The sequence below is a fragment of the Flavobacterium sp. GNP010 genome (genome assembly GCF_056428945.1).
In genome coordinates this window covers 57,469-79,846 of sequence record NZ_JBWJVK010000008.1, presented here as the reverse complement: position 1 = coordinate 79,846, position 22,378 = coordinate 57,469, and the positions used below count along the sequence as shown (strand labels likewise).

Annotated in this window: 23 protein-coding genes and 1 pseudogene; 9 read left to right on the top strand and 15 right to left on the bottom strand. The window is 34.0% G+C overall.

Annotated elements, in window-relative coordinates; genetic code table 11:
* The first annotated feature begins 32 nt into the window (after nt 1–32).
* Entirely contained in the window at nt 33–944 is a 912-nt protein-coding gene (nusB, locus tag AC061C_RS04990; protein WP_478290272.1) for a transcription antitermination factor NusB, read from the top strand.
* A gap of 27 nt (nt 945–971) precedes the next feature.
* Nucleotides 972–1,244, top strand: a complete 273-nt coding sequence (gene yajC / locus AC061C_RS04985) for a preprotein translocase subunit YajC (protein ID WP_417944369.1) — start codon at nt 972–974, stop codon at nt 1,242–1,244.
* A gap of 74 nt (nt 1,245–1,318) precedes the next feature.
* Here yajC and AC061C_RS04980 read toward each other — a convergent pair whose 3' ends face one another.
* From AC061C_RS04980 to AC061C_RS04965, 4 genes are all read right to left on the bottom strand, one after another.
* Nucleotides 1,319–1,774 (bottom strand): hypothetical protein, encoded by a 456-nt coding sequence (locus tag AC061C_RS04980; RefSeq protein WP_417944370.1) that lies wholly within the window; start codon nt 1,772–1,774, stop codon nt 1,319–1,321.
* A 291-nt stretch (nt 1,775–2,065) separates the two neighbouring features.
* Complete coding sequence (locus tag AC061C_RS04975) at nt 2,066–2,245, bottom strand: YdeI/OmpD-associated family protein (RefSeq protein WP_478290298.1); 180 nt, start codon at nt 2,243–2,245, stop codon at nt 2,066–2,068.
* A gap of 166 nt (nt 2,246–2,411) precedes the next feature.
* On the bottom strand, nt 2,412–3,665 hold the full coding sequence (gene pepT / locus AC061C_RS04970) for a peptidase T (protein WP_478290271.1): 1,254 nt from the start codon (nt 3,663–3,665) through the stop codon (nt 2,412–2,414).
* Between the two features lie 175 nt (nt 3,666–3,840).
* Nucleotides 3,841–4,398 (bottom strand): hypothetical protein, encoded by a 558-nt coding sequence (locus AC061C_RS04965; protein WP_478290270.1) that lies wholly within the window; start codon nt 4,396–4,398, stop codon nt 3,841–3,843.
* Between the two features lie 304 nt (nt 4,399–4,702).
* Between AC061C_RS04965 and AC061C_RS04960 the strand changes: the two genes are divergently transcribed.
* Nucleotides 4,703–5,725 carry a quinone-dependent dihydroorotate dehydrogenase gene (locus AC061C_RS04960; RefSeq protein ID WP_478290269.1) on the top strand — a complete coding sequence of 341 codons (1,023 nt, stop codon included), beginning with the start codon at nt 4,703–4,705 and terminating at the stop codon, nt 5,723–5,725.
* Here the strand turns inward: AC061C_RS04960 and AC061C_RS04955 are convergent.
* Together AC061C_RS04955 and AC061C_RS04950 are read right to left on the bottom strand one after the other, a co-directional pair.
* Nucleotides 5,708–6,421 (bottom strand): DUF3307 domain-containing protein, encoded by a 714-nt coding sequence (locus AC061C_RS04955; RefSeq protein WP_478290268.1) that lies wholly within the window; start codon nt 6,419–6,421, stop codon nt 5,708–5,710. The genes AC061C_RS04960 and AC061C_RS04955 overlap by 18 nt on opposite strands.
* Entirely contained in the window at nt 6,418–7,029 is a 612-nt protein-coding gene (locus AC061C_RS04950; protein ID WP_478290267.1) for a SatD family protein, read from the bottom strand. The genes AC061C_RS04955 and AC061C_RS04950 overlap by 4 nt, the downstream gene beginning before the upstream one ends.
* Before the next feature lie 193 nt (nt 7,030–7,222).
* On the opposite strand from AC061C_RS04950, the gene AC061C_RS04945 reads away from it, so the two are divergent.
* The 4 genes from AC061C_RS04945 (at nt 7,223) to guaB (ending at nt 11,889) form a co-directional block, all read left to right on the top strand.
* Entirely contained in the window at nt 7,223–8,086 is an 864-nt protein-coding gene (locus AC061C_RS04945) for a hydroxymethylglutaryl-CoA lyase (RefSeq protein ID WP_417970750.1), read from the top strand.
* Between the two features lie 104 nt (nt 8,087–8,190).
* Nucleotides 8,191–8,745: a hypothetical protein gene (locus tag AC061C_RS04940; RefSeq protein WP_478290266.1), complete on the top strand. Its 555-nt coding sequence runs from the start codon at nt 8,191–8,193 to the stop codon at nt 8,743–8,745.
* Complete coding sequence (locus tag AC061C_RS04935) at nt 8,742–10,136, top strand: DUF5723 family protein (protein WP_478290265.1); 1,395 nt, start codon at nt 8,742–8,744, stop codon at nt 10,134–10,136. Before AC061C_RS04940 ends, AC061C_RS04935 begins: the two co-directional genes overlap by 4 nt.
* A gap of 280 nt (nt 10,137–10,416) precedes the next feature.
* Nucleotides 10,417–11,889 carry an IMP dehydrogenase gene (guaB, locus tag AC061C_RS04930; protein WP_417979221.1) on the top strand — a complete coding sequence of 491 codons (1,473 nt, stop codon included), beginning with the start codon at nt 10,417–10,419 and terminating at the stop codon, nt 11,887–11,889.
* A gap of 87 nt (nt 11,890–11,976) precedes the next feature.
* On the opposite strand, the gene AC061C_RS04925 is transcribed toward guaB, so the two are convergent.
* The 4 genes from AC061C_RS04925 to AC061C_RS04910 all read right to left on the bottom strand — a co-directional run bounded on the left by AC061C_RS04925 (nt 11,977) and on the right by AC061C_RS04910 (nt 16,881).
* Nucleotides 11,977–13,872, bottom strand: coding sequence for a monovalent cation:proton antiporter-2 (CPA2) family protein (locus tag AC061C_RS04925; protein WP_478290264.1), 1,896 nt, complete (start codon nt 13,870–13,872; stop codon nt 11,977–11,979).
* A gap of 1 nt (nt 13,873) precedes the next feature.
* Nucleotides 13,874–14,479 (bottom strand): NAD(P)H-dependent oxidoreductase, encoded by a 606-nt coding sequence (locus AC061C_RS04920; RefSeq protein ID WP_309756980.1) that lies wholly within the window; start codon nt 14,477–14,479, stop codon nt 13,874–13,876.
* Nucleotides 14,480–14,699: 220 nt separating this feature from the next.
* The gene (purB, locus tag AC061C_RS04915; protein WP_478290263.1) at nt 14,700–16,046 is read right to left on the bottom strand and encodes an adenylosuccinate lyase; all 1,347 of its coding nucleotides are present in this window, start codon (nt 16,044–16,046) and stop codon (nt 14,700–14,702) included.
* Between the two features lie 139 nt (nt 16,047–16,185).
* The gene (locus AC061C_RS04910; RefSeq protein WP_478290262.1) at nt 16,186–16,881 is read right to left on the bottom strand and encodes an SIR2 family NAD-dependent protein deacylase; all 696 of its coding nucleotides are present in this window, start codon (nt 16,879–16,881) and stop codon (nt 16,186–16,188) included.
* Between the two features lie 275 nt (nt 16,882–17,156).
* Between AC061C_RS04910 and AC061C_RS04905 the strand changes: the two genes are divergently transcribed.
* Nucleotides 17,157–17,813, top strand: coding sequence for a TrmH family RNA methyltransferase (locus AC061C_RS04905; protein ID WP_478290261.1), 657 nt, complete (start codon nt 17,157–17,159; stop codon nt 17,811–17,813).
* Here AC061C_RS04905 and AC061C_RS04900 read toward each other — a convergent pair.
* Both AC061C_RS04900 and AC061C_RS04895 read right to left on the bottom strand, forming a co-directional pair.
* Nucleotides 17,810–18,538, bottom strand: a complete 729-nt coding sequence (locus AC061C_RS04900) for an LVIVD repeat-containing protein (protein ID WP_478290260.1) — start codon at nt 18,536–18,538, stop codon at nt 17,810–17,812. The two genes, AC061C_RS04905 and AC061C_RS04900, sit on opposite strands and share 4 nt — an antisense overlap.
* Before the next feature lie 3 nt (nt 18,539–18,541).
* Nucleotides 18,542–19,033 carry a hypothetical protein gene (locus tag AC061C_RS04895; RefSeq protein ID WP_478290259.1) on the bottom strand — a complete coding sequence of 164 codons (492 nt, stop codon included), beginning with the start codon at nt 19,031–19,033 and terminating at the stop codon, nt 18,542–18,544.
* Nucleotides 19,034–19,118: 85 nt separating this feature from the next.
* Here AC061C_RS04895 and AC061C_RS04890 point away from each other — a divergent pair.
* Nucleotides 19,119–19,376, top strand: a pseudogene (locus AC061C_RS04890) (TrmH family RNA methyltransferase); the annotation flags it as partial.
* 115 nt (nt 19,377–19,491) lie between these two features.
* Here AC061C_RS04890 and AC061C_RS04885 read toward each other — a convergent pair.
* The 3 genes from AC061C_RS04885 to AC061C_RS04875 form a co-directional block, all read right to left on the bottom strand.
* Nucleotides 19,492–19,692 (bottom strand): DUF4177 domain-containing protein, encoded by a 201-nt coding sequence (locus tag AC061C_RS04885; RefSeq protein ID WP_478290258.1) that lies wholly within the window; start codon nt 19,690–19,692, stop codon nt 19,492–19,494.
* Nucleotides 19,693–20,012: 320 nt separating this feature from the next.
* Nucleotides 20,013–20,981 carry an AmmeMemoRadiSam system protein B gene (gene amrB, locus AC061C_RS04880; RefSeq protein WP_478290257.1) on the bottom strand — a complete coding sequence of 323 codons (969 nt, stop codon included), beginning with the start codon at nt 20,979–20,981 and terminating at the stop codon, nt 20,013–20,015.
* Between the two features lie 315 nt (nt 20,982–21,296).
* On the bottom strand, nt 21,297–22,316 hold the full coding sequence (locus AC061C_RS04875) for a hypothetical protein (protein WP_478290256.1): 1,020 nt from the start codon (nt 22,314–22,316) through the stop codon (nt 21,297–21,299).
* Between the last annotated feature and the right edge of the window lie 62 nt (nt 22,317–22,378).

Genomic DNA, 22,378 nt, shown 5'->3' with positions numbered 1-22,378 from the left:
TGGTAAATAGAAGACACATTCGCGTTAAAGTTATGCAGTCCATTTATGCAATGCATCAAAGTGGTTCAGATAATCTGGAAAAAGAAGAAAAATTCCTTTTTTACAGCATCGATAACATTCAAGATTTATACCTTATTATGCTTTCGTCTTTGATTGAAATATGTAAAACAGAAACTATCTTTTTGCACAAATCAAGTTTAAAGCATCTTGCAACTCCTGAGGAACGTAAACCCAACGAAAAGTTTATCAAAAATCAAATTTTTCAAATTCTTTCCGAAAACAATTCACTAAGTATTGCGCTTGAAAATCGTAAAATCAATAATTGGTCCTTAAACGATGATTATATTTTATTGCTTTTGAATGATGTGAAAGCGAGTGATTTGTATACAAATTACATGAGCAATTCAGTAAATACATTTGAAGAAGATAGACAATTCATCGTTGATTTATTTATGGAAGTAATTGTTCCTAATGAAAAATTATACGAATATTTAGAGGACGACAAATTGACTTGGGTAGATGATATTCCAGTAGTGAATACGCACATCATCAAGCAATTGAAAGCCATTAAATCTGGAGAGAACGATAATTTTAGAGTGCCAAAGTTGTACAAAGACAATGAGGATAAGGATTTTGTTAAGGATTTGTTCCGGAAAACGGTTTTAAACGAAGCAGATTTGGCCAAAGAATATTTGGATAAAACACCCAACTGGGATACAGAACGTATTGCTGAGATTGACACTATAATCCTGAAAATGGCCATTTGTGAATTTTTGAAATTCCCATCCATTCCCGTAAAAGTAACATTGAATGAGTATTTAGAAGTTGCCAAAGAATATTCTACGCCTAAAAGCAGTATTTTTATCAACGGAATTTTAGATAATTTAGTAAAAGAATTAGAGGCCAACAAAAGAATCATTAAAGCCGGTCGTGGTTTAATGTAATAACCAATTAAAAAAATAAATTAAATCATGGAACAATTAACTCAATTTGCACCGTTTTTATTAATGTTTGTAGTCATCTATTTTTTTATGATTAGACCACAACAGAAAAAAGCTAAAAATGAAAAAGAATTTGAAAGCGCTTTGAAAGTAGGTGATAAAATCATCACAAAAAGTGGTCTTCACGGAAAAGTTTCTGAACTAGCAGAGACTACTGTAGTGGTAGAAACCATGTCAGGTAAATTAAAAATGGAGCGTTCTGCTATTTCAATGGAAATGAGTGCAGCCTTGAATAAAAAATAATTTAACTTTTTCAGTATAAAAAAAGTCCCAACTTGTAACTTTCAAGTTGGGACTTTTTCTTAAAAATAGGATTTCTATTTTTTATTTTTTTTATTCTTCTTTGCTTTTTTTGATTTTGCTTTGGCTTTTTTAGCTTTTATCTTTGTTTTTAATTTTTCTTTCTTCGCTTTATCTTTTTTGGCTTTTTTAGCCTTTTTGGCTTTTGCTTTTGCTTTTTGTTTCGCTTTTTCTTTTGCATCGGCTTTTTTAGCCTTTTTCTTGTCTTTGTCTTTCATTTTTACTTTGTTTTTAGTTTCCTTTTTACTTTTTTTCTGTATTAAGTCGGCATTGTCATCACTGTTGTTATCTAAGGTAAAAGTCGCTATTTCTATAGTTTCGAGCAGTACTTCTTCCATTACGGGTGGTGTTATTTCCACTGGTTCCGAAACCGTTGGTTTTGCCACTACTGTTCTTTTAGCTCGTGTGGGCTTCTTGATCTCAGGTTGTAGCGGAGCCGATGGTGTTGTGTCTTGTTCTTCATTTAGTGCCATAAGATGTATTTTTAGTGTAGTTTTTATAAATATTTAATTTGTATTTTTTTTAATGTTATGAAATTGTTATTTCATTGTAAGTAAATGTAATGATTTTATCAATCGGCCAATGTTAAGTTTTTTAATGTATTAAATAATTATCTGTTAAAACGGATGTAATTTTGATAACACTTTAAATAAATTATTAAATACTTCTAGATAGAACGAAGTTAAATTGGATTAAAGTAAGAAGCATTTTGTCAAGATTTTTTACATAAAAAAAGTCCCAAATCTGAGCGTCAGAGTTGGGACTTAATTATATCGGTATTTATCATTTAAACCAATGCTTTCTTTAATCATTGGTTTAATTTTCTCAATCTGAGAGAGTTTGGTTTCTTTCAGTTTAGCAGTTTCAATATATTCTAAGAATTCATATTGTTTTGAAGAGGAGAATTTTTCAAATGCTTGTGCTAAATTAGGATCTGTATTAATTCTTCTTGAAGCAGTTTAGTAACTAAGCCTCATTTTTTGAGGCTTAGTCTTCTTTCCAGGCTTTTCATTGGCAATTGCTTCTAATATATAATTTTAGAAACCCTATTTCTTCCAATCAATTGTTGTTTTCTCCCACGAATGGCTTTGTTTGATGGATTCCAATGTACTATTTTATTAATGTATCTTCTATCGCAGTTAATTCGGCAATTTTCACAATTACTTCAATTGCTTTTTGCATACTTTCTACGGGAACGTATTCATATTTGCCATGAAAATTATGTCCACCAGCAAAAATATTTGGGCATGGCAATCCTTTGTAGGATAATTGAGAACCGTCTGTTCCGCCACGAATAGGTTTTATTAGCGGTTTAATTCCGAGTTCTTTCATTGCTTTTTCGGCAATATCAACAATATGTTTTACAGGAAGTACCTTTTCTTTCATATTGTAATACTGATCTTTAATTTCCGTAATAACAATATCTTCACCAAATTGTTTCGCAAATTTCTTATTGATTTTACGAGTAATTTTCTCGATTAGTTCTTTGCGTTTCTCAAATTTTTTCTTGTTATGATCGCGAATGATTAATTCCAAAACAGTTTCTTCTATACTTCCAGTCAGGTGGTGTACATGAAAGAAACCTTCATATCCTTTGGTTTCTTCTGGAGTTTCGCCAGCCGGTAATTCATTTATAAAGTCATTAGCAATCAACATCGAATTGATCATTTTTCCTTTGGCATAGCCAGGATGTACGCTTTTTCCTTTGAAAGTAATTTTGGCTCCAGCCGCATTAAAATTTTCATATTCTAATTCGCCGATCTGGCTGCCATCCATAGTGTACGCCCAGTCTGCTCCAAATTTAGCCACATCAAAATGATGCGCACCACGTCCAATTTCTTCATCGGGTGTAAAGCCAATTCTGATTTTCCCGTGCTTGATATCGGGATTGTTTACAAGAAATTCCATTGCAGTAACAATCTCGGTAATGCCTGCTTTATCATCGGCACCTAGGAGTGTAGTTCCGTCAGTTGTAATTAAGGTTTGCCCTTTGTACTGCAATAAATCTTTGAAATAACTTGGAGATAGAATAATATTTTTCTCAGCATTTAATACAATATCATTCCCGTCATAGTTGGAGACGATTTGAGGTTTTACATTGGCTCCGGTAAAATCTGGTGTGGTGTCAAAATGCGAAATAAACCCAATTACTGGAACTTCATGACTGACATTACTGGGTAAAGTTGCCATGATATAGGCTTTGTCATCTATAGTAACGTCTTGTAATCCTATTGTTTTAAGTTCTTCAACTAATTTATGGGCTAAATCCCATTGTTTTTTTGTGCTAGGTGTAGTTTCTGAACTAGCATCAGATTCTGTATCAATTGTTACGTAACTTATGAAACGGTCTATTATATGTTGCATTGTGATTTGTTTTGATGCAAATATAAACTTTTTTTTAGGAGGTTTTATGAAATAGAGCAGCAACTAAATGACCGCCAATTTGTTTTTTTATATGGGGTTTAATTGGCTTGAGTTTTATTTGAATACTTTGATATCCTCTCTTTCTAATAAAAAAACCACCCGAAGGTGGTTTGCATTAATCTCTTGTTTTTGCGAGTTTTGCTTCGGCTTTATTTAGATCTTCTTCTAGTCTATTTAATTTTATTTGACTTTTGCTGATTTTGATATTTTCTTTTTCAATCTGTATCGGACTTAATTTCCCTTTTGCTTTTTTTCCTTCAAATCGTTCTTTAAGTTTTATTAAACTTTTTTCCTCGTTGGATATTTTTGTTTTGATCTTGCTTACTGATTTTTCACCAGAAAGGATTTTATCTTGGCGCTTGTTGAACGCTTTTTGTTTTTTTTCAAAATCCTTTTTTTCTTTTTCAGTTTCTTTGGCTTCTTTCAATGCTTTTTTTTCTTGCCTCATTTTATCCCGTAGTGCCTTAGACTCATTTGCCAGTGCTTCTTTTTCGGCAGCTGTGGCTATTTTAGGAGTGACTTTAGCGGCAACTTGAACAGTGTCTTTAATTATTGTAACTGTAGTAATTGTTGTTTTCGTGGCAACTTTTGTAGAGTCTGATTTAGTTTCTTGTGCATAGAAAAGTTGAAAATTGCAAAGTAATACTGCCGTAAAAATTAATTTATTCTTCATGATCATAGATTTAAGATTTGTATGTAGTGCTTTTTACACTTAATCATTTTGTACAAGGTACTAAAAATGATTGAGAAAAGCATCTCCTATTATTTTAGATGAAGTTTTAAAGTAGGATTTAAAAATCATAAAATACTATAAAACAGTGTAATGTATTTTATTTTTTTGTTTTTTTAAAGTTTTATTTAGCAACTGTTTATCTGCCTTTTTAGTGGTTACCCAGTTAAAAATGTTGTGTATTTTTTTTATAAGTATTTAATTATTGTTGAGATAGTTCTATTTTTGCAACAACAACACAACAACTATGTACAAATCACTTATTCGTCCTTTCCTTTTTTTGTTTGATCCAGAGAAAGTTCATTATTTTACTTTTTCTTTGATTCGCTTTTTTTCAAAAATCCCAGGATTTACATTCCTTTTCAGATTTTTATATGAATGCAATGATCCCCGTTTAGAGACTGAAATCTTCGGATTGAAATTTAAAAATCCGGTTGGTTTAGCTGCTGGGTTTGATAAGGATGCTAAGTTGTATAAAGAACTGTCCAATTTTGGTTTTGGTTTTATCGAAATAGGAACATTAACACCAAAAAGTCAAGACGGGAATCCAAAAAAGCGATTGTTTCGCTTGAAATCAGATAGCGCTATCATTAACCGAATGGGATTCAATAACGGCGGAGTTACTGCAGCTGTTGAGCGTTTGAAAAAAAACAATGGCGTATTGATAGGTGGGAACATTGGAAAAAATAAGTTGACGCCAAACGAAGAGGCCACTTCAGATTATGAAATATGTTTTGATGCCTTGTATGATTATGTTGATTATTTTGTGGTAAATGTCAGCTCTCCAAACACACCAAATCTGCGCGCCTTACAAGATAAAGAACCGCTTACACAATTGCTTCAAACGTTGCAGAATAAAAATTTAGCTAAGCTAAAGCAAAAGCCAATTTTGTTAAAAATTGCTCCAGATTTGACCAATGAGCAACTGTTAGACATTATTGATATTATTAAGGAAACTAAAATAGCTGGCATAATTGCTACAAATACGACTATTTCTCGTGACGGCTTGCAGTCTGAAAATAAGACAGAAATGGGTGGATTATCCGGGAAACCATTAGCAAAACGAGCTACTGAGGTTATTCGGTTCCTGTCTGAAAAAAGTAATAAAGCCTTTCCTATCATTGGAGTGGGTGGAATTCATTCTGCTGATGATGCGATTGAAAAGTTAGAGGCAGGCGCTTGTTTAGTGCAGCTTTACACAGGTTTTATTTATGAAGGTCCCGCTTTGGTGAAAGCCATAAATAAAAAGATTTTAGCTAAAATGCAGTAATCCATATTGTATTAAAAAGCCAGTCAATAGTGCGATTCCAAAACTCAACAGTGTACCGATAAGTACGTATTCTGTCAGTTTTCTGTCCTTTGCTTCTTTCAAATCTCCAAAACGGAAGATGGATTTGGCGGCCAATAAAAAGCCAATGGCTTCGAAATGTGCTGTCAGTATGAAGCAAAAAACAAATAGGCGTTCCAGAATACCAATATAATTTCCAGCATTTTCAAGCGAATCGTCGTTGTTGTTTTTGCTCTCGGGTGTCCAAATCGAAATGACATTTTTGATTACTATGGAAGTGGGTTTTGTTAGCAATAAAATTCCGGTCATCAGTACCCAAAATTGAATGTTAAAAGCGGTAAAGTCAACAGATAAATTTTTATAAAGTCCAACAATTATGGCAATGGATATTAAATGCAAAATTTGATCGAGCACAAACCACGTGCGTTTTGTTTTGTTGTTTTGGAATTGCAATTTCATCAAATCGATGCCTCCGTGTGTTAAGGCTAATCCCAATGCAAACCATCCAAATTCCATTTCTCCAACGAAAATCCAAGCTACTATTCCGTGTAAAAAAGTATGGATGTAAAGGTATTTGCTCTTGTGTTTTTTACTTTCTTTATCTAAAACCCATAAAGTAGGTTGCAATAAAAAATCACCTAATAAATGCGCCAAAAGCAGTTTTACAAAAATAATCATGTGTTGATGGTTTTGATTTTATTTCTAAAATAACGTTCCATTTCCATCACCAAATGAAATTGAGCACGTTTTTGTCTTTTACTAACTGCTGCTTGGTTAATCCCTAATTTTATGCCAATTTCCTCTTGTGAAAGTGATGGGTTTTCTATAGATATTAATACTAATTCTGCTTGTTGCACTAACCAATTGTCCATAAAAGTTAGACTCAATCGCAACATCATATTGATTTCGGCATTAAACGCTTCATCACTAGAATTTATGGCTAAATTGATTTTTTGTTTCTTTAAAGTTGCAAAAACTTCGCCCGAGCGCAAAAAAGCAGTTCCGTTACTTTCAGAAATTTTATTTGCTGTATATGTTTTGTCTCCAAAACCAATACTCATTCGAGCATCGAGTTTCAAAGTTTTAAAATAGGCTTTTATTCGCAAAGCAATTCGCAGCGCGTCTTCTGGATTTTTAATTTCTAATTGAAATTCATCTCCTCTGTAAATCTCCCATTCGGTTGGGTTTTCTCCAAAAACATTCAATAATTCCTTCAAACCATCCATCCATATTTCGGATGACAGTTTCCTTGAATTGACGATATCTCCTGTAATTATACCTATCATTTTTCAAATATAATTAAAAAATGAATCAGAAAATAATTTTCGCTTAAATATTCCATAAAAGTGGAATATTTTAATTTATTCCATAAATATGGAATAATATTTTTTATTCCTAAAAAGTGGAATATTTTTTGGATTTGAAAAATTATTAAAAAACGATTTCGTGAAATCTGATTTTACCTATCTTTGGACTTCTATGGAAGCAATAAAAATTATCGAATGCCCACGAGATGCCATGCAAGGCATAAAACCTTTTATTCCTACAGCAAGAAAAGTAGCATATATCCAATCTTTATTGCGTGTAGGATTTGATTCTATCGATTTTGGAAGTTTCGTTTCTCCCAAAGCAATTCCGCAGATGCAGGATACCGCAGAAGTTTTAGCACAACTTGATTTATCACAAACAACAAGTAAATTGTTAGCTGTTATTGCAAATACACAAGGAGCTACTTTGGCTTCAAAACATGCTGAAATACAATATTTAGGTTTTCCATTTTCGATTTCTGAAAATTTTCAAATGCGGAATACACATAAAACAATTGCAGAGTCGTTGCTAACGTTGCAAGAAATTTTAGAAATAGCTGATACAAGTAATAAAGAAGTTGTGGCCTATCTTTCAATGGGTTTCGGCAATCCTTATGGCGATTTGTGGAGTACAGAGATCGTAGGAGAGTGGACGGAGAAATTAGCTTCTATGGGAGTGAAAATTTTATCACTTTCGGATACTGTAGGAACTTCAACACCGGAAGTAATCTCTTATTTGTTTTCAAATTTGATTCCGAAGTACCCAGAAATTGAATTTGGCGCTCACCTGCATACCACACCGGATAAGTGGTTTGAAAAAATTGATGCAGCATATAAAGCCGGTTGTCGCCGATTTGACGGTGCTGTTCAAGGTTTTGGCGGATGCCCAATGGCGACAGATCATTTAACAGGGAATATGCCCACTGAGAAGTTATTATCGTATTTTACTGCACAAAAAGAAAAGACAGATATGAGCCCGATGAGTTTTGAAAGTGCTTATAATGAGGCTTCTAAATTATTTGGGGAATTTCATTAAAATTAATACAAAATAATTGATGCACTATTCAACTTAAAAATAATAAATTTATGATTAGAACGTTAACTATAAACGGTCACTAATTCTCCTATAAACTACTTTTTATGCATAAAAAACAACCTATTTACAGCATTTTAGGTTCAATTTTACTGGTCTTAATTTCGTTTTCATGTGCGAGTGATTTGGATTATGATCAAGTGAATAATGTGAAATTAGAACCTGTATTAGTATCGAATTTGGCGTATTTTGATGTCCCAGCTAATCAATTTGTAACTGGCGGAATAGAAGAGCCCGTTTTTTTTGATGTATCAACTACAAACATATTTACTGAAAAATTTTTCACAGATAAATTAAGAAGAGTTGATCTTTTTTTTGAAGTGAGCAATACAATCAATAGGGGATATACTATTGATTTAGTTTTTCTAGATAACAACAATCAACAGCTTTATACTTCAAACTTTACTATACCACCGTATTCTGGTTCAGAAAACAAAGTAACTAAAACTGAAATATTCGAAAATACGCAACTTGATTTATTAAAAAGAACTACAAAAATTGCATTCATATTACAAATGATGTCCGGACCACAATTGAATGAAAATAGTCCAGGTAGTTTGAAATTGCGTTCAGGTGTAACTGCTTATTTTGTAGTAGAATGAGAAAAAATATTTTAGTTTTTGTGCTAATGCTAACGGCAATCAGCTATTCACAAAATAAACAATTACTTTATAATTTCACTTCGATCCCACAGACGTTAATGACTAATCCAGGTGCCGATGTCAAGTACAACTGGTATTTTGGGGTTCCGTTTTTGTCTGCTATTTCTGCGAATGTTGGTTCAAGCGGTTTTTCGGCTTATGATTTACTGGCAAATGATGGTGTAGATTTTAATGTAAAACTGCGTAATGTGATATTATCTTCCACTAATAAAGACAATGTTGCGGTCAACGAACAGCTGGAATTATTCAGCGGAGGCTTTAAGTTAAGAGGACAAGAAAGTGATTCGTATGTGTCGTTTGGTATGTATCAGGAATTTGATTTTTTAAGTTATATGCCGAAGGATTTGGCAATTTTGGCTATAGACGGCAATAGAGATTATTTAGGTAAAGTTTTTAGTTTAGCAGATATTAATGTTAAAGCAGAAATGCTATCCGTATTTCATCTGGGATTTCATAAAAATGTGAGTGATAAATTGATTGTGGGTGTGCGAGGAAAAATTTATTCCAGTATTTATAATGTTAGTTCTGTTAATAATTCAGGCTACATTTATACCGTTCCATCAACTCAAGGTGTCTATGAACAGCAAATTTTTTCTAACTTGGAACTCAACACTTCTGGACTTTCAAATTACAACGATGACAATTATGAGCCTAATGTGGTCAAAGACATTACCAAAAGAGCGTTGTTAGGTGGTAATCTAGGTTTGGGTTTAGATGCAGGTTTTACGTATTACCCCAAAAAAAACCTACAGATTACTGCAAGTATAATTGATTTTGGTTTTATAAAACATAGTAAAGAAGTAGAAAGCTTGACGTTAAAAGGAAGCTACAAATACGAAGGAGTAACGCCAAGTTTTAGCTCTGGAGGTTCTGTAGGTGATGTTTTTGAAGAATTTAAAGATGCGATTCCTTTAGATACTTTATACACTAAATACACAACTTGGCGCCCAACCAAGTTTAATAGTTCGATCCAATACTCATTTGAAGAAGACGTTGCTGAAGATTGTAATTGCGCAAATAGTAGTAACGAAAGCATTTATAAAAGCGCTCTCGGTGCTCAATTATTTGTAATGTCAACGCCTAAAACCCCTTTGCTTGCATTGACCACTTATTACCGAAGAAGAATTTTCGATGGCTTGGATATGAAGGCTACATATACTATTGACTCCTATTCTTATAAAAATATTGGTTTGGGGATTTCGAGTATGATTGGACCTGTTAATTTTTATGTACTTGCGGACAATCTTTTGGAGTATAAGGATGTCACAAAAGCCAATAGTGCATCCTTTCAATTGGGGCTTAATGTTATTTTTAAGGATAAGAAAAAATAGCGGTTTGCTTTCATGGGTTCTGTTTCGTTCTAAAATTTTATAATTTTTTCACAAATAACGTGATGAAAACTAGTACTTAACTCAGTACAATTGAAACATAATTTTCTAGTGTTATACGATGTTTAGACTTTCGTAGCGCAATGAGTTGAGTATTAATTTAGTAATTAAGGATTTGCAAGAATAGCTCCAGATGTGACTTATACTTTATTGCATTTAATGCTCGTTTTTTTGGTTAAGATTGTCTATATTTGCACGCAATTAAACTCCAACTACAATTGCAATGATCGCACACAACACCAAGATTATCGGCGAAGGATTAACTTACGATGACGTTCTATTAGTCCCAAATTACTCTAATGTACTTCCGCGCGAAGTGAGTATTAAATCTAAATTTTCTCGAAATATTACGCTAAACGTTCCAATCGTATCTGCTGCTATGGATACAGTAACAGAAAGTGCAATGGCAATTGCTATGGCACAAGAGGGCGGAATAGGTGTTTTGCATAAAAACATGACTATTGAACAACAAGCTGCTAAGGTTCGTAAAGTGAAACGTGCAGAGTCAGGAATGATCATTGATCCCGTTACTTTACCATTGACTTCTACAGTTGCAGATGCTAAAAATGCAATGAAGGAATTTGGTATTGGAGGTATTCCAATCGTAGATGAAAACCAAATATTGAAAGGAATTGTTACCAACAGGGATTTGCGTTTTGAAAGAAATAATACAAGACCTATAGTAGAGGTAATGACTAGTGAAAATTTAGTGACTGTTGCCGAAGGTACATCATTAGAACAAGCAGAAGTAGTTTTGCAAGGCCATAAAATTGAAAAATTACCAGTCGTAAACGCGTCGTACAAATTAGTGGGTTTAATTACTTTTAGAGATATCACTAAATTAACCCAGAAACCTATCGCTAATAAAGATGTTTTTGGTCGTCTACGTGTAGCTGCAGCTATTGGCGTAACAGGTGACGCTGTTCTTAGAGCGGAAGCCTTGGTAAATGCTGGCGTTGATGCTATTATTATCGATACTGCTCATGGGCATACGCAAGGTGTTGTCAATGTATTAAAAGAAGTTAAAAGTAAATTTCCACAAATAGATGTTATCGTCGGTAATATCGCTACTCCGGAGGCCGCTAAATTTTTAGTTGAAAATGGTGCAGACGGTGTAAAGGTAGGAATTGGTCCAGGTTCTATTTGTACTACTCGTATTGTTGCGGGTGTAGGTTTTCCTCAGTTTTCTGCTGTTCTTGAAGTAGCTGCTGCCATTAAAGGTTCAGGTGTACCTGTAATTGCAGATGGTGGAATTCGGTATACTGGTGATATCCCGAAAGCAATTGCTGCTGGAGCTGATTGTGTGATGCTAGGTTCTTTGCTAGCTGGAACAATGGAATCTCCCGGTGAAACAATTATTTTTGAAGGAAGAAAATTCAAATCCTACCGCGGAATGGGTTCTGTTGAAGCGATGCAAGAAGGATCAAAAGACCGTTATTTTCAAGATGTTGAAGATGATGTAAAAAAACTTGTTCCAGAAGGAATTGTGGGTCGCGTTCCTTACAAAGGAGAATTAAACGAAAGTATGCAACAGTTCATTGGCGGTCTTCGTGCCGGTATGGGCTATTGTGGTTCAAAAGATATTCCTACTTTGCAAGATACAGGACGTTTTGTGCGCATTACTGCAAGCGGAATTAATGAAAGTCACCCTCATAATGTAACTATTACAAAAGAAGCACCGAATTATTCGAGATAATCCTATTTCAAAATCATAAAAAAAAGCATAATTACTTCCTTTTCTTGGATGGTAATTATGCTTTTTTTGTTGGTAAAAAGTGTAGTGCTACGATTCAGTTGATTCGGATACATCTGCTAAGTTGTCTTTTAAATGCTGACTGTCCCAGCTGTGGTTTGTTGCCGCCACTTGAGAATAAACGTCGGCTTTAAGTAGTTGCTCTTGCAACTCAATTTCTTCCTTAACAGTAATCATATAGGCCATTTTATCATGGCGTTTTTCAGCTAATTTACGAGTCGTAATTTCGTCGTATTTTATAAATTGTTGCCCTTGTCTAGTTGCAGTATATTTTCGAAGTCCCAATTCTACCAACGCATCAACACCCATATTGACAGCACTGTATAAGGTTTCTCGATAAATATGTTTGACTTTATGATCGATGAGTTCATAGGCATCATTTCTGTTTCGAGCACGAGTTAATACTTTTAAATTTGGGAAGTGTTTTTTTAATACCTCAATTACTTGGAGATTGACAGTAGGATTATCAATAGCAGCGATAAAAACTTTCGCATTTTCGCAACCTGCGGCTTTCAATAATTCCAATCGGGTTGCATCTCCATAATACACTTTAAAACCCATTTTTCGGAGTAAATCGATACGGTCTGAATCATAATCTAAAATAGTTGTTTTTATTTTATTAGCTCTCAACAGTCGGCCAACCGTGCTTCCAAAATGTCCAAAACCTGCTATGATAACTGGATTATCTTCATCGATGTAATCATTCTCTTTTTTGGTTTCCTTTTCTTTAGTTCTGGTGTTGGGATAGATTATTCGCTCATTGATCAATAATAAAAAAGGTGTGGCAACCATACTCATCGCTATGACAGCCATAATCTGGTTGGCTAAAATATTAGGTATGATATTCAATTGCATGCAAAAACTCATAATCACAAAACCAAATTCACCTGCTTGGCTTAAGCCAAAAGCGAAAAGTAAATTTTGATCCAATTTTTTTTTATAAAATCGACGTGTAAAAAACAAAACTATAAATTTCACTATGGTTAGAATGGCTCCAAAAGCAAAAATAAATAGCGGATTGTCAATTATTAACTGGAAATTGATTGAGGCACCAACTCCCAAAAAGAACAAACCAAGAAGCAGTCCTTTGAAAGGCGCAATATCGCCTTCTAATTCATGACGGAATTCAGAGTTTGCCAGTACGACACCTGCCATAAATGCGCCAAGTGCAGGACTTAAGCCAATTAATTGCATCATATAGGAAACACCTACAACGAGCAATAATGCCGAAGCGGTAAACAATTCTTGCAACCTCGTTTTTGCAATGATTTGTAACAACGGAACAAACAAAAAGCGACCTGCAAAATAGATTGTCGCAAGAATTCCGAAAACAATTACCGTTTGCAACCAACTTTGATAACCCGTGATTAATGATTGAGGCGCGTCATTGCTAAGCTCAAGATTGACCGAGGATAGTAGTGGTAAAAAGGCTAATATTGGGATTACAGCAATATCTTGGAAAAGTAAAACCGCAAAAGAAGAACTCCCTACAGAGCTGTTCGACAGCCCTTTTTCTTTCAATGTTTGTAAGACAATAGCTGTTGACGATAGTGCGAGTGCTAGCGAAATTGCCAAGGCACTTTCCCACTTCCAGTCCATAAAAATGAGACATCCTACAAACATTAGTACTGTTGTGCCTATTAGTTGCATAGAACCCATACCAAGAATGAACCTTCGCATTTTCCAAAACTTACTGGGTTCTAGTTCAAGACCAATTAAAAAAAGCATCATGACTACTCCAAATTCTGCAAAATGCATTATATCCTGGCCTTCTTGACCTATCAGTCCAAGAACAAAAGGGCCAATAATTATTCCAGCAAACAAATAGCCTAGAATGGAACTTAAGCCTAATTTTTTTGCAATTGGCACACAAATTACAGATGCTGTTAGGTAGATAATAGCCTGAAGTAAAAAATTAGTATCCATATTAGGTTTGTATTGTTGCAAACCATTCGTTCAAATAATGGAATTGCAAAATTTCATCTGTATTTAAATCGTAATTTTCTATATACTCTAAAAAATAGCCATAAATCAAACCATTTTTTTCATAATCTTCACTCTTCATATTATGTGTTCCGTGCACCACAAAAGGAGGTAAATAAATCATGTTACACACTTTTGCGGTTTGGTTAAAGGGCTCTAGCAATTCTAGAATACTGTAGCGATCGCTGCCAGTTTCACAATAATTTTCTTTATCGCCACCTGTTGTAATGACTTGAAAAATTATTTTATTCTGTAATGCTTTCCCCTTTTTTCCATAAGCCCAATTGTGTTCTAAAACCATATCAATCCATTGCTTCATTAAAGGAGGGCAACTGTACCAATACATAGGATGATGCCAAATGATGATGTCATGTTTGCTCAATAAATCTTGTTCGAATTTTACGTCAATATCAAAATTTGGATATTGTTCGTATAAATCATGAAAAGTAATATTTTCTGAATCGGGAATATGATTCACTAACGCTTTGTTCGCATGTGATTTCTCGAACAATGGATGTGAAAACAGGATTAAGATTTTATTTTTTGGCATGAAATGTTATTTGTCTTTTTATTTTTAAACAAGAAATAAGGTAATCAATTTGGCGAACAATTTACTTCAATTTAAAAGTGTATTGAAAGGTATAAAATAGTATTCATTTTTTAGGATACTCCTCCTCGTTTTTACGATTTTTTGATAATAAAAAATCCCTTCGAAAGAAATTTGACTTCCTTTCGAAGGGATTTAATTCAATTGAATAATTTCTTAAAACTTATATGCCAAGAAAATTACTAGGTGTAATTTGCATCAATTCTGCTTTTATTTCGTCCGAAACATCTAGGGTTGTAATAAACCCGTGAATGGCGTTTTTATCAATCGCTTCATTGGTTCTAGTCAATCCTTTTAAGGCTTCATACGGATTAGGATATCCTTCCCGACGCAAGATCGTTTGGATTGCTTCAGCTACAACTGCCCAGTTTTTCTCTAAATCTTCGTGAAATTTTGGTTCGTTCAACAACAATTTGTTTAATCCTTTCAAAGTAGCTTCAAAAGCGATTAAGGTATGTCCCATTGGTACACCAATATTTCTTAAAACCGTACTGTCTGTTAAATCACGTTGTAATCTTGACAAAGGTAATTTAGCCGATAAATGTTCGAATATCGCATTTGCAATTCCTAAATTCCCTTCGGAATTTTCAAAATCAATTGGGTTTACTTTATGCGGCATGGCTGATGATCCTATTTCACCTGCTTTTATTTTTTGCTTAAAATACTCCATCGAAACATAGGTCCAAATGTCTCGGTCTAAATCAATGATGATCGTGTTTATTCTTTTCAACGCATCAAAAAAGGCTGCGAAATGATCGTAGTGTTCAATTTGTGTAGTAGGGAAGGAGTGGTGCAATCCTAAAATATCTTCCACAAATTTCCCTCCAAAATTTCTCCAGTCAATTTGTGGATACGCTACGTGATGTGCGTTATAATTTCCAGTTGCTCCACCAAATTTAGCTGCAAAAGGAATATTAAACAACAAACGCATTTGTTCCTCTAAACGTTCTACAAAAACACCAATTTCTTTCCCCAAACGAGTAGGAGAAGCCGGTTGTCCGTGCGTGCGTGCAAGCATTGGAACGTCCTTCCATTCGATACTTAGATCTTTCAATTTTGATGTCAAAGTAATCAAAGAAGGCATGTACACTTTCTCGAAAGCTTCTTTTGTAGATAACGGTATCGCCGTGTTATTAATATCTTGAGATGTTAATCCAAAGTGGATAAACTCTTTATATTCTGATAATCCTAATTTTTCAAAAGCATCTTTGATGAAGTATTCCACCGCTTTTACATCGTGGTTGGTTACTTTCTCCGTTTCTTTAATCCAAAGGGCATCTTCCGTAGAGAAATTTTTATAAATGTTGCGTAAACTTTCAAATAAATCCGAATGTACTCCTGCAAGTTGAGGCAAAGGCACCTCGCACAAAGCAATGAAATATTCAATTTCAACCAATACGCGGTATTTGATTAAGGCTTCTTCAGAGAAAAAGGGAGCCAGCGAAATAGTCTTGTTTCTATATCTTCCGTCGATTGGCGATATAGCATTCAATTCGTTTAAAGTAGTCATTGTTTAGTTGTTTGTTCGAAAGTCACAAAAATAGTTATAAGTTACAAGTAATGGAGTATAAGTATAGACTTTTATTGCCCTTATAATTGATTTTTTGCCATTGGCATTGGCATTGCCATTTTCATTGCTATTGCCATTCTCATTGCAATTTATGTAGTAAATGCTTCCTCATGATTTCAACGCCTTTTGAAGCCACTTCAGGAATAACCTCCAATGGATTTCTGAGATTTGGGATTTTTATTGGCTTTGGATCAATATAAAAAATAGGTGTTTCCCGACGTGTGAAATCAATAAGTCCAGCCGCAGGATAGACTTGCAAAGAAGTACCGATTACCGCAAAATAATCGGCACTTTCAGTAAGTGTTATAGCTTCATCAAGCGCAGGAACTTCTTCGCCAAACCAAACGATATGTGGGCGCAATTGATTCTTGTTTTCGTCAAAATCACCAAAATTCAAATCGTCCAGCCAATCCATGATGTAATCTGGGTTTTTAGTGCTTCTTACTTTCAATAATTCGCCATGCAAATGCAATACATTAGAACTTCCCGCACGTTCGTGTAAATCATCCACATTTTGTGTGATTATGTACACCTCAAAATCGATTTCTAATTCGGCCAGAATCAGATGCCCAAGATTAGGTTCCACTTCTTTCAATTGTTTTCGTCTTTGATTGTAAAAGTCCAAGACCAAAGCCGGGTTTTTATACCAACCTTCCGGCGTGGCCACATCTAGTACGTTATGACCTTCCCATAATCCGTCACTATCACGAAAAGTTTTTATGCCACTTTCGGCGCTGATTCCTGCTCCGGTCAATACTACTAATTTCTTTTTCATAGTTATATTTTTTCGCCACAGATTCACAGATTATTTTTGAATTAGGCTTTATATTGGAAGGTTAAAATACTAAAAAAGAACAGGGAATTTAAGTATTTGCACTTTTTTTTACCACATACTTAAAGATTTTTTAAAATTAATCAAACAATTAAATCTGCGAATTAGCGGTTAATTTTTGTTCTGTTGCTTTTTTTATGTTGTACTAAACAAATGATAAATCAGTGAATCTGTGGCTATTTTTTATTTTCACTATTTTTGCAAAAAAACAATCCATAATGATTGACTTAGAGTACCTCGCTTTCCTCGAAAATATCCTAACCGATAATCGCAAAGAAAAATTTCAAAAAGTATTGCAAAACAGAACCAAGCATTTTACAATTGCTGTGGAGGATATTTTTCAAATGCACAATACCAGCGCAGTAATGCGGAGTTGTGAAATTTTCGGAATTCAGGAATTAAATGTTATCGAACAGCGTTATGGGAAAAGTATCGACAAGGAAATTGCGATGGGCGCTCAAAAATGGGTCGACATCAATACCTTCGACAGCATTACAAATTGTCTAGATACGTTAAAAAGTAAAGGGTATCAAATCATAGCTACTACGCCACATGAGAATGATTGTTTGTTGGAGGATTTTGATATTTCGAAACCTAGTGCTTTATTTTTTGGAACAGAGAGAGACGGATTATCCGAAGAAATTTTGCAACGTGCCGATGGTTTTCTAAAAATCCCGATGGTAGGTTTTACCGAAAGTTTGAACATTTCAGTTTCGGCGGCAATCATCATTCAAAACCTGACGAATCGATTGCGCAATTCAAACATCGATTGGCACTTATCCGAAACTGAAATTTTGGAGAAGCGTTTGGCTTGGACCAAAAATTCAATTAAAGATATTAAACGAATCGAAGCGCGATATTTTGAGGAACATTAAAACGTTGTTTCACTCTCCAGTTGTATGTCTTTTATGTTACTCGGATTCATTTTATAGCGGTATACGCCGTTGTTCCCAATAGCAAATAAGGTATTGTCGCGTACAATTAAATCAAAGCAATTTTTGTCAATGGCATGCACTAAAACAGGTTCAGCAGGATTTTGAATATTGAATATCTTGATAACATCATCGCAAACCAATAAATAATCAGCGGTATAAAAACTAATGCCTTTAGGTTGCGAGAGTGTTCTGCTATGAATTAATTTTGGATTCGTTAAATCTTTGGTGTCATAAACTTGTAAAACGTTTGTGTTGTTGCCGCAAGTGGTATTCGAATTTAAGGTTACATAGGAGTGCGTGCTATTGGCAATGACAGGATCACAAGCGGTAAAGTGCTGTACACTTGACAATTTTGTTGGGTTTTCAGGATTGCTGATCGAATAGATAAACATTCCATTTCTAGATCCAATAAACAAATTATCTCCGTATGAAAACAAGGTTTCAATATCAAAACCTATAAAAATCTCATTGACTTTTACGGGCTTTTCTGAGTCAATTAGCGAGAATACATTCAATTTCATCTGGTCGACACCGTATAAATAGTTTCCTTTTATGGCAAAAACAGCTAGTGAACCGCCTTGCCCTATGTCGCCATTTTGTGCGCTGTCACTTTGTGAACAACCGATTATGAATAGTAATATTACTAAGGATATAATTTTTTTCATGTTTTACTTGGTTAAAGTCCAATCGATTATTATTTCATCTTGATTTGTGTTGGCCACGGAACCATTTGGAGCTTGTTTTTGCGGAAACACATTTTTGTTTCTGTTAGTAACCGTAAATTTTTTTGTGGCAGGATCGAAAGTGGCAGTGACTAAATCTACTGCTTGATTGATGTACACCGTATTTCCTTTGATGGCTAAGTCAGTAGCGCCTGAAGCTTTTATAAAATGGAGTCGGATAGGTTTCTTAGGATCGGTGTAATCATAAACATGAAAACCTTTATTGACATCGTTGATAAACATTAAATCGTCCTTAATGTAGATTTTTCCCGATTTAATAATAGGCTGTGCATTTTGAAAAGCAATGGAGGTTTCGAGGGCGCTCCGAGTAATAATAACCGGTTTGTATTCTTGACGAGGAAAGTCACCGGAATCCGTTGTAGGCCAACAGGAAACGAACAGAAATGAAACCAACATAAGAACTACTATTTTTTTCATTGCAAAATGTTTTTATAAAGATATCAAAAAGAGGATTTGGTTGCGTTACGATAGTGTTATTGTTTGTGTAGCGAGATATTGATAGTTGACGAGTGAAATTTTGCAACGCGCCGATGGTTTTCTTAAAATCCCGATGGTTGGTTTTACCGTAAGTTTGAACATTTCAGTTTCGGCGGCAATCATCATTCAGAACTTGACGAATCGATTGCGCAATTCAAATATTGTTTGGCACTTATCCGAAACTGAAATTTTGAAGAAGCGTTTGGCTTGGGCTAAAAATTCAATTAAAGATAGTATAAGAATCGAAGCGCGATATTTTGAGGAAAACCTTAGAAAGAGTTAGATTAAAAATAAGGATTTATTTTACAATTATAAAGCCAATTTAAAGCTTGCATGCTTTGAATTGGCTTTATAATATCAGATATCAATTTGAAAAATATATAGTTACTTTAATTAAATTAAACATCTTTTTCAAAATACAAATGAATATAAATGGCAGAACCAAAATTTGTTGATGTTGATGTAGTTAATCTGTATCCTTTTGAGGCATATTTATCAAGTAATTGCTGAATTTCTTTTTTTGAGTCATTAGCAATATGCTTTGAATCTAGAGTCAATTTAGAGTAATAAATTAAACTTTCTACTTTGTATTCTTTCATAATATTTTTTTTAGAATTAAACAGTATTCTAACTTTGTGTGTAAATATAAACGATTTTGCTTACAAAAAAGTTGTTGTTTTCTTATTTTTTCAAAAATAACTCAAACAAGATATACAATCCATTTGTTATAAATACAGGGATTCTTTTTACTAAAAAATCTTTGAAAGTCTGAAACATTTGCACAGCATTTACGATAAATTTATGTGTTTGCAGGGATGCTTTTCGAGGCTAGGATTGAAAATTCGTGCGGTCGGGACTATTTTTTTTATACAGTTCGTATTTTTATTAATTGATGTTTTTACTCTTTAGAATTACAGCTCTATTCATATTTTATAATTGCATATCCAACCCAGTGTTTTTGAGTGGCTATAGCTGTAGTTCCCATTCCTAAATCTTCTACTTTTATAAGTTCATGATCAATACTTGATGCGTAACCTAAAAAAGTCCCTGTTAAAGGTTTGTTGTATAATGCCTGGTTTAATTTATTGGCAAAACTCACTCCAAAAGGCACAGAATAACGACCACACCATACCCATTTATATTCTTTGTAATCCGTATTTTGTACGGTGTATTCTGTAAATGTTTTCACTTTTACTGGATTAATTTCGTTTACTAAACACTTCTCAATGATCTCCATATCTAAAGCTCTAGCTTTTTTAGTACCTTCATCATCAACTCCAAAAGGAGCTAAATCGCCACTCCATTCTTCATTGCCATAATGTACTGCATCGTTTGAAATGACAACTGCGACGTCCTTGCCATACTTGAGATGCTTTTCTTTTAAAATTTTTGATACCACATCAGAAAGTGCATCGCTTATGCTATCAATTGTTTCGTAATTGATATACGGCACCAGTATTGGAATAATTTGTAGGTTCTTGTTTTTGCGATGTAAAAAAGGTACTATTGCTTCTAAAGAATGTTCTAACTCTTGCATATCGTTATGAACTAGGTAGGAAGATTTTGGCAGTTGCGCCATAATTTCAGCATTTAAATCAGACACTTTTAAATCACCATAAGGCGATTGCCAATGTGTGAAATCTCCAAAGATGATTTTGTCCTGAAGTTTAAAGTTTCGAGCGCGATGTGCAACACCAATTAAAATAATCGTGTTGGCATTAATTCCTTTAAGCGATTCGTAATACCAACGTCCAGCGTATTTATAATCGTCATGCGGGCATATAGCTGCTTTCCACTTCATCTTATTTTTAGAATCCTTAATCCCTAAACGGTTATAAATAGAATCTAATTGCCAATTGTATTTTGTAAAACCAATCGTATCATGCACAGGCCTAAGGCTCTTTTCTAGTGTTAGGTCTGGTACTGCATTTTTTACATTTTTTTCAATTTTACAACTGAAACAACACAAACAGATAATAATAAGTAATAATCGCATATAAAATTTTATTTCAAGCAATTTACGCTAAAAAACGCTATCTGAAAGCAGTAGCAATTTTTAGATCCATTTTTGTTTTTAGGTTACTGTTTGGTTTAAGATGTGAGAAATGGTACTTTGTATCTTTCTCATAAATTGCTAAAATTTTATGGGTGTTTTTGCATACTTGTTGTGTGAACGGTTTGTAAATCCGCGTTAACAGTTTTATTATTTTACAAATACTGAGGTAGCCATTGCTGCTTGATTACCACTTGTTGATAATATTTCTGTACCGTTCTTCCATAATTTAGCCATACTATTTGCGCCAAATTTCTCTCTTCCAGCTACATATACATCTCCATTTTTTACATAAACACTTAAAGCGATTGAATCTTGACTGCCATCAGTTAGCGATGTTGCGACGCCATTTTTCCAAATTCGAGCGGTGTAATGAGTACCTGTAAATTCTCTTCCTGCTAGATATATATCATTACCATCTACAAAAATTGAGTAGGCAGATGTTCCATAAGTTCCATCAATAGATAAAATTACTGTGCCGTTTTTCCAAACTTTCGTTATGTTTTTTATTCCATAGGATTCGTAACCTGTAACATAAACATTGTTATCAGAAATAAAAACTGAATTTGCCAATGCATCTTGGTTACCATTTGTTAATGAATTAATTATTCCATTTTTCCATAGAGTTGCGATATATTTGGCTCCATTAAATACTTTCCCCGTGATATATACGTCGTTGCCTTTAACAAAAATTGAGGTTGTATATGAATTTATGTTACTATCAGTTAATCTTATTGGAATGCCATTTTTCCAAACTTTAGCAATAATATTTTGGCCAGTATTCTCATTTCCAGTTATATAAACATCATTGTTAGACACGAAAATTGAATTTGCATCTGCATTTTGACTGTTTTGCAATGGAATTTCAATGCCGTTTTTCCATGCTTTTGCTGATGTAAATAAATTTTGTGAAGCCGTGCCTGCTGCATAAACATCGTCTCCGTATAAAAATACGGAAGTTGCAATTTCGTCTAAATTACTATTACTAAGTGAAATTGGCACTCCATCTTTCCAAATTTTAGCTACTGAATTTGTGCCATTACTTTCTGAACCGGCTACATAAACGGATGTTATAGTTGGTGGTGAATTTTGATTATCTTCATTTGAACAAGATTGAAATAATCCGATTAATATTGATAATTGTAGAATTAATATTTTTTTTTGTTTCATGATTTATTAAATTATTAAATTGATTTCTGTTACTCTAAATTGACGCACAATGTTTTGCACTT

Coding starts and splice junctions, on each gene's coding strand:
- nusB (WP_478290272.1), top strand. CDS start 33: ATGCAGTCCATTTATGCAATGCATCAAAGTGGTTCAGATAATCTGGAA.
- yajC (WP_417944369.1), top strand. CDS start 972: ATGGAACAATTAACTCAATTTGCACCGTTTTTATTAATGTTTGTAGTC.
- AC061C_RS04980 (WP_417944370.1), bottom strand. CDS start 1,774: ATGGCACTAAATGAAGAACAAGACACAACACCATCGGCTCCGCTACAA.
- pepT (WP_478290271.1), bottom strand. CDS start 3,665: ATGCAACATATAATAGACCGTTTCATAAGTTACGTAACAATTGATACA.
- AC061C_RS04965 (WP_478290270.1), bottom strand. CDS start 4,398: ATGAAGAATAAATTAATTTTTACGGCAGTATTACTTTGCAATTTTCAA.
- AC061C_RS04960 (WP_478290269.1), top strand. CDS start 4,703: ATGTACAAATCACTTATTCGTCCTTTCCTTTTTTTGTTTGATCCAGAG.
- AC061C_RS04955 (WP_478290268.1), bottom strand. CDS start 6,421: ATGATTATTTTTGTAAAACTGCTTTTGGCGCATTTATTAGGTGATTTT.
- AC061C_RS04950 (WP_478290267.1), bottom strand. CDS start 7,029: ATGATAGGTATAATTACAGGAGATATCGTCAATTCAAGGAAACTGTCA.
- AC061C_RS04945 (WP_417970750.1), top strand. CDS start 7,223: ATGGAAGCAATAAAAATTATCGAATGCCCACGAGATGCCATGCAAGGC.
- AC061C_RS04940 (WP_478290266.1), top strand. CDS start 8,191: ATGCATAAAAAACAACCTATTTACAGCATTTTAGGTTCAATTTTACTG.
- AC061C_RS04935 (WP_478290265.1), top strand. CDS start 8,742: ATGAGAAAAAATATTTTAGTTTTTGTGCTAATGCTAACGGCAATCAGC.
- guaB (WP_417979221.1), top strand. CDS start 10,417: ATGATCGCACACAACACCAAGATTATCGGCGAAGGATTAACTTACGAT.
- AC061C_RS04925 (WP_478290264.1), bottom strand. CDS start 13,872: ATGGATACTAATTTTTTACTTCAGGCTATTATCTACCTAACAGCATCT.
- AC061C_RS04920 (WP_309756980.1), bottom strand. CDS start 14,479: ATGCCAAAAAATAAAATCTTAATCCTGTTTTCACATCCATTGTTCGAG.
- purB (WP_478290263.1), bottom strand. CDS start 16,046: ATGACTACTTTAAACGAATTGAATGCTATATCGCCAATCGACGGAAGA.
- AC061C_RS04910 (WP_478290262.1), bottom strand. CDS start 16,881: ATGAAAAAGAAATTAGTAGTATTGACCGGAGCAGGAATCAGCGCCGAA.
- AC061C_RS04905 (WP_478290261.1), top strand. CDS start 17,157: ATGATTGACTTAGAGTACCTCGCTTTCCTCGAAAATATCCTAACCGAT.
- AC061C_RS04900 (WP_478290260.1), bottom strand. CDS start 18,538: ATGAAAAAAATTATATCCTTAGTAATATTACTATTCATAATCGGTTGT.
- AC061C_RS04895 (WP_478290259.1), bottom strand. CDS start 19,033: ATGAAAAAAATAGTAGTTCTTATGTTGGTTTCATTTCTGTTCGTTTCC.
- AC061C_RS04885 (WP_478290258.1), bottom strand. CDS start 19,692: ATGAAAGAATACAAAGTAGAAAGTTTAATTTATTACTCTAAATTGACT.
- AC061C_RS04875 (WP_478290256.1), bottom strand. CDS start 22,316: ATGAAACAAAAAAAAATATTAATTCTACAATTATCAATATTAATCGGA.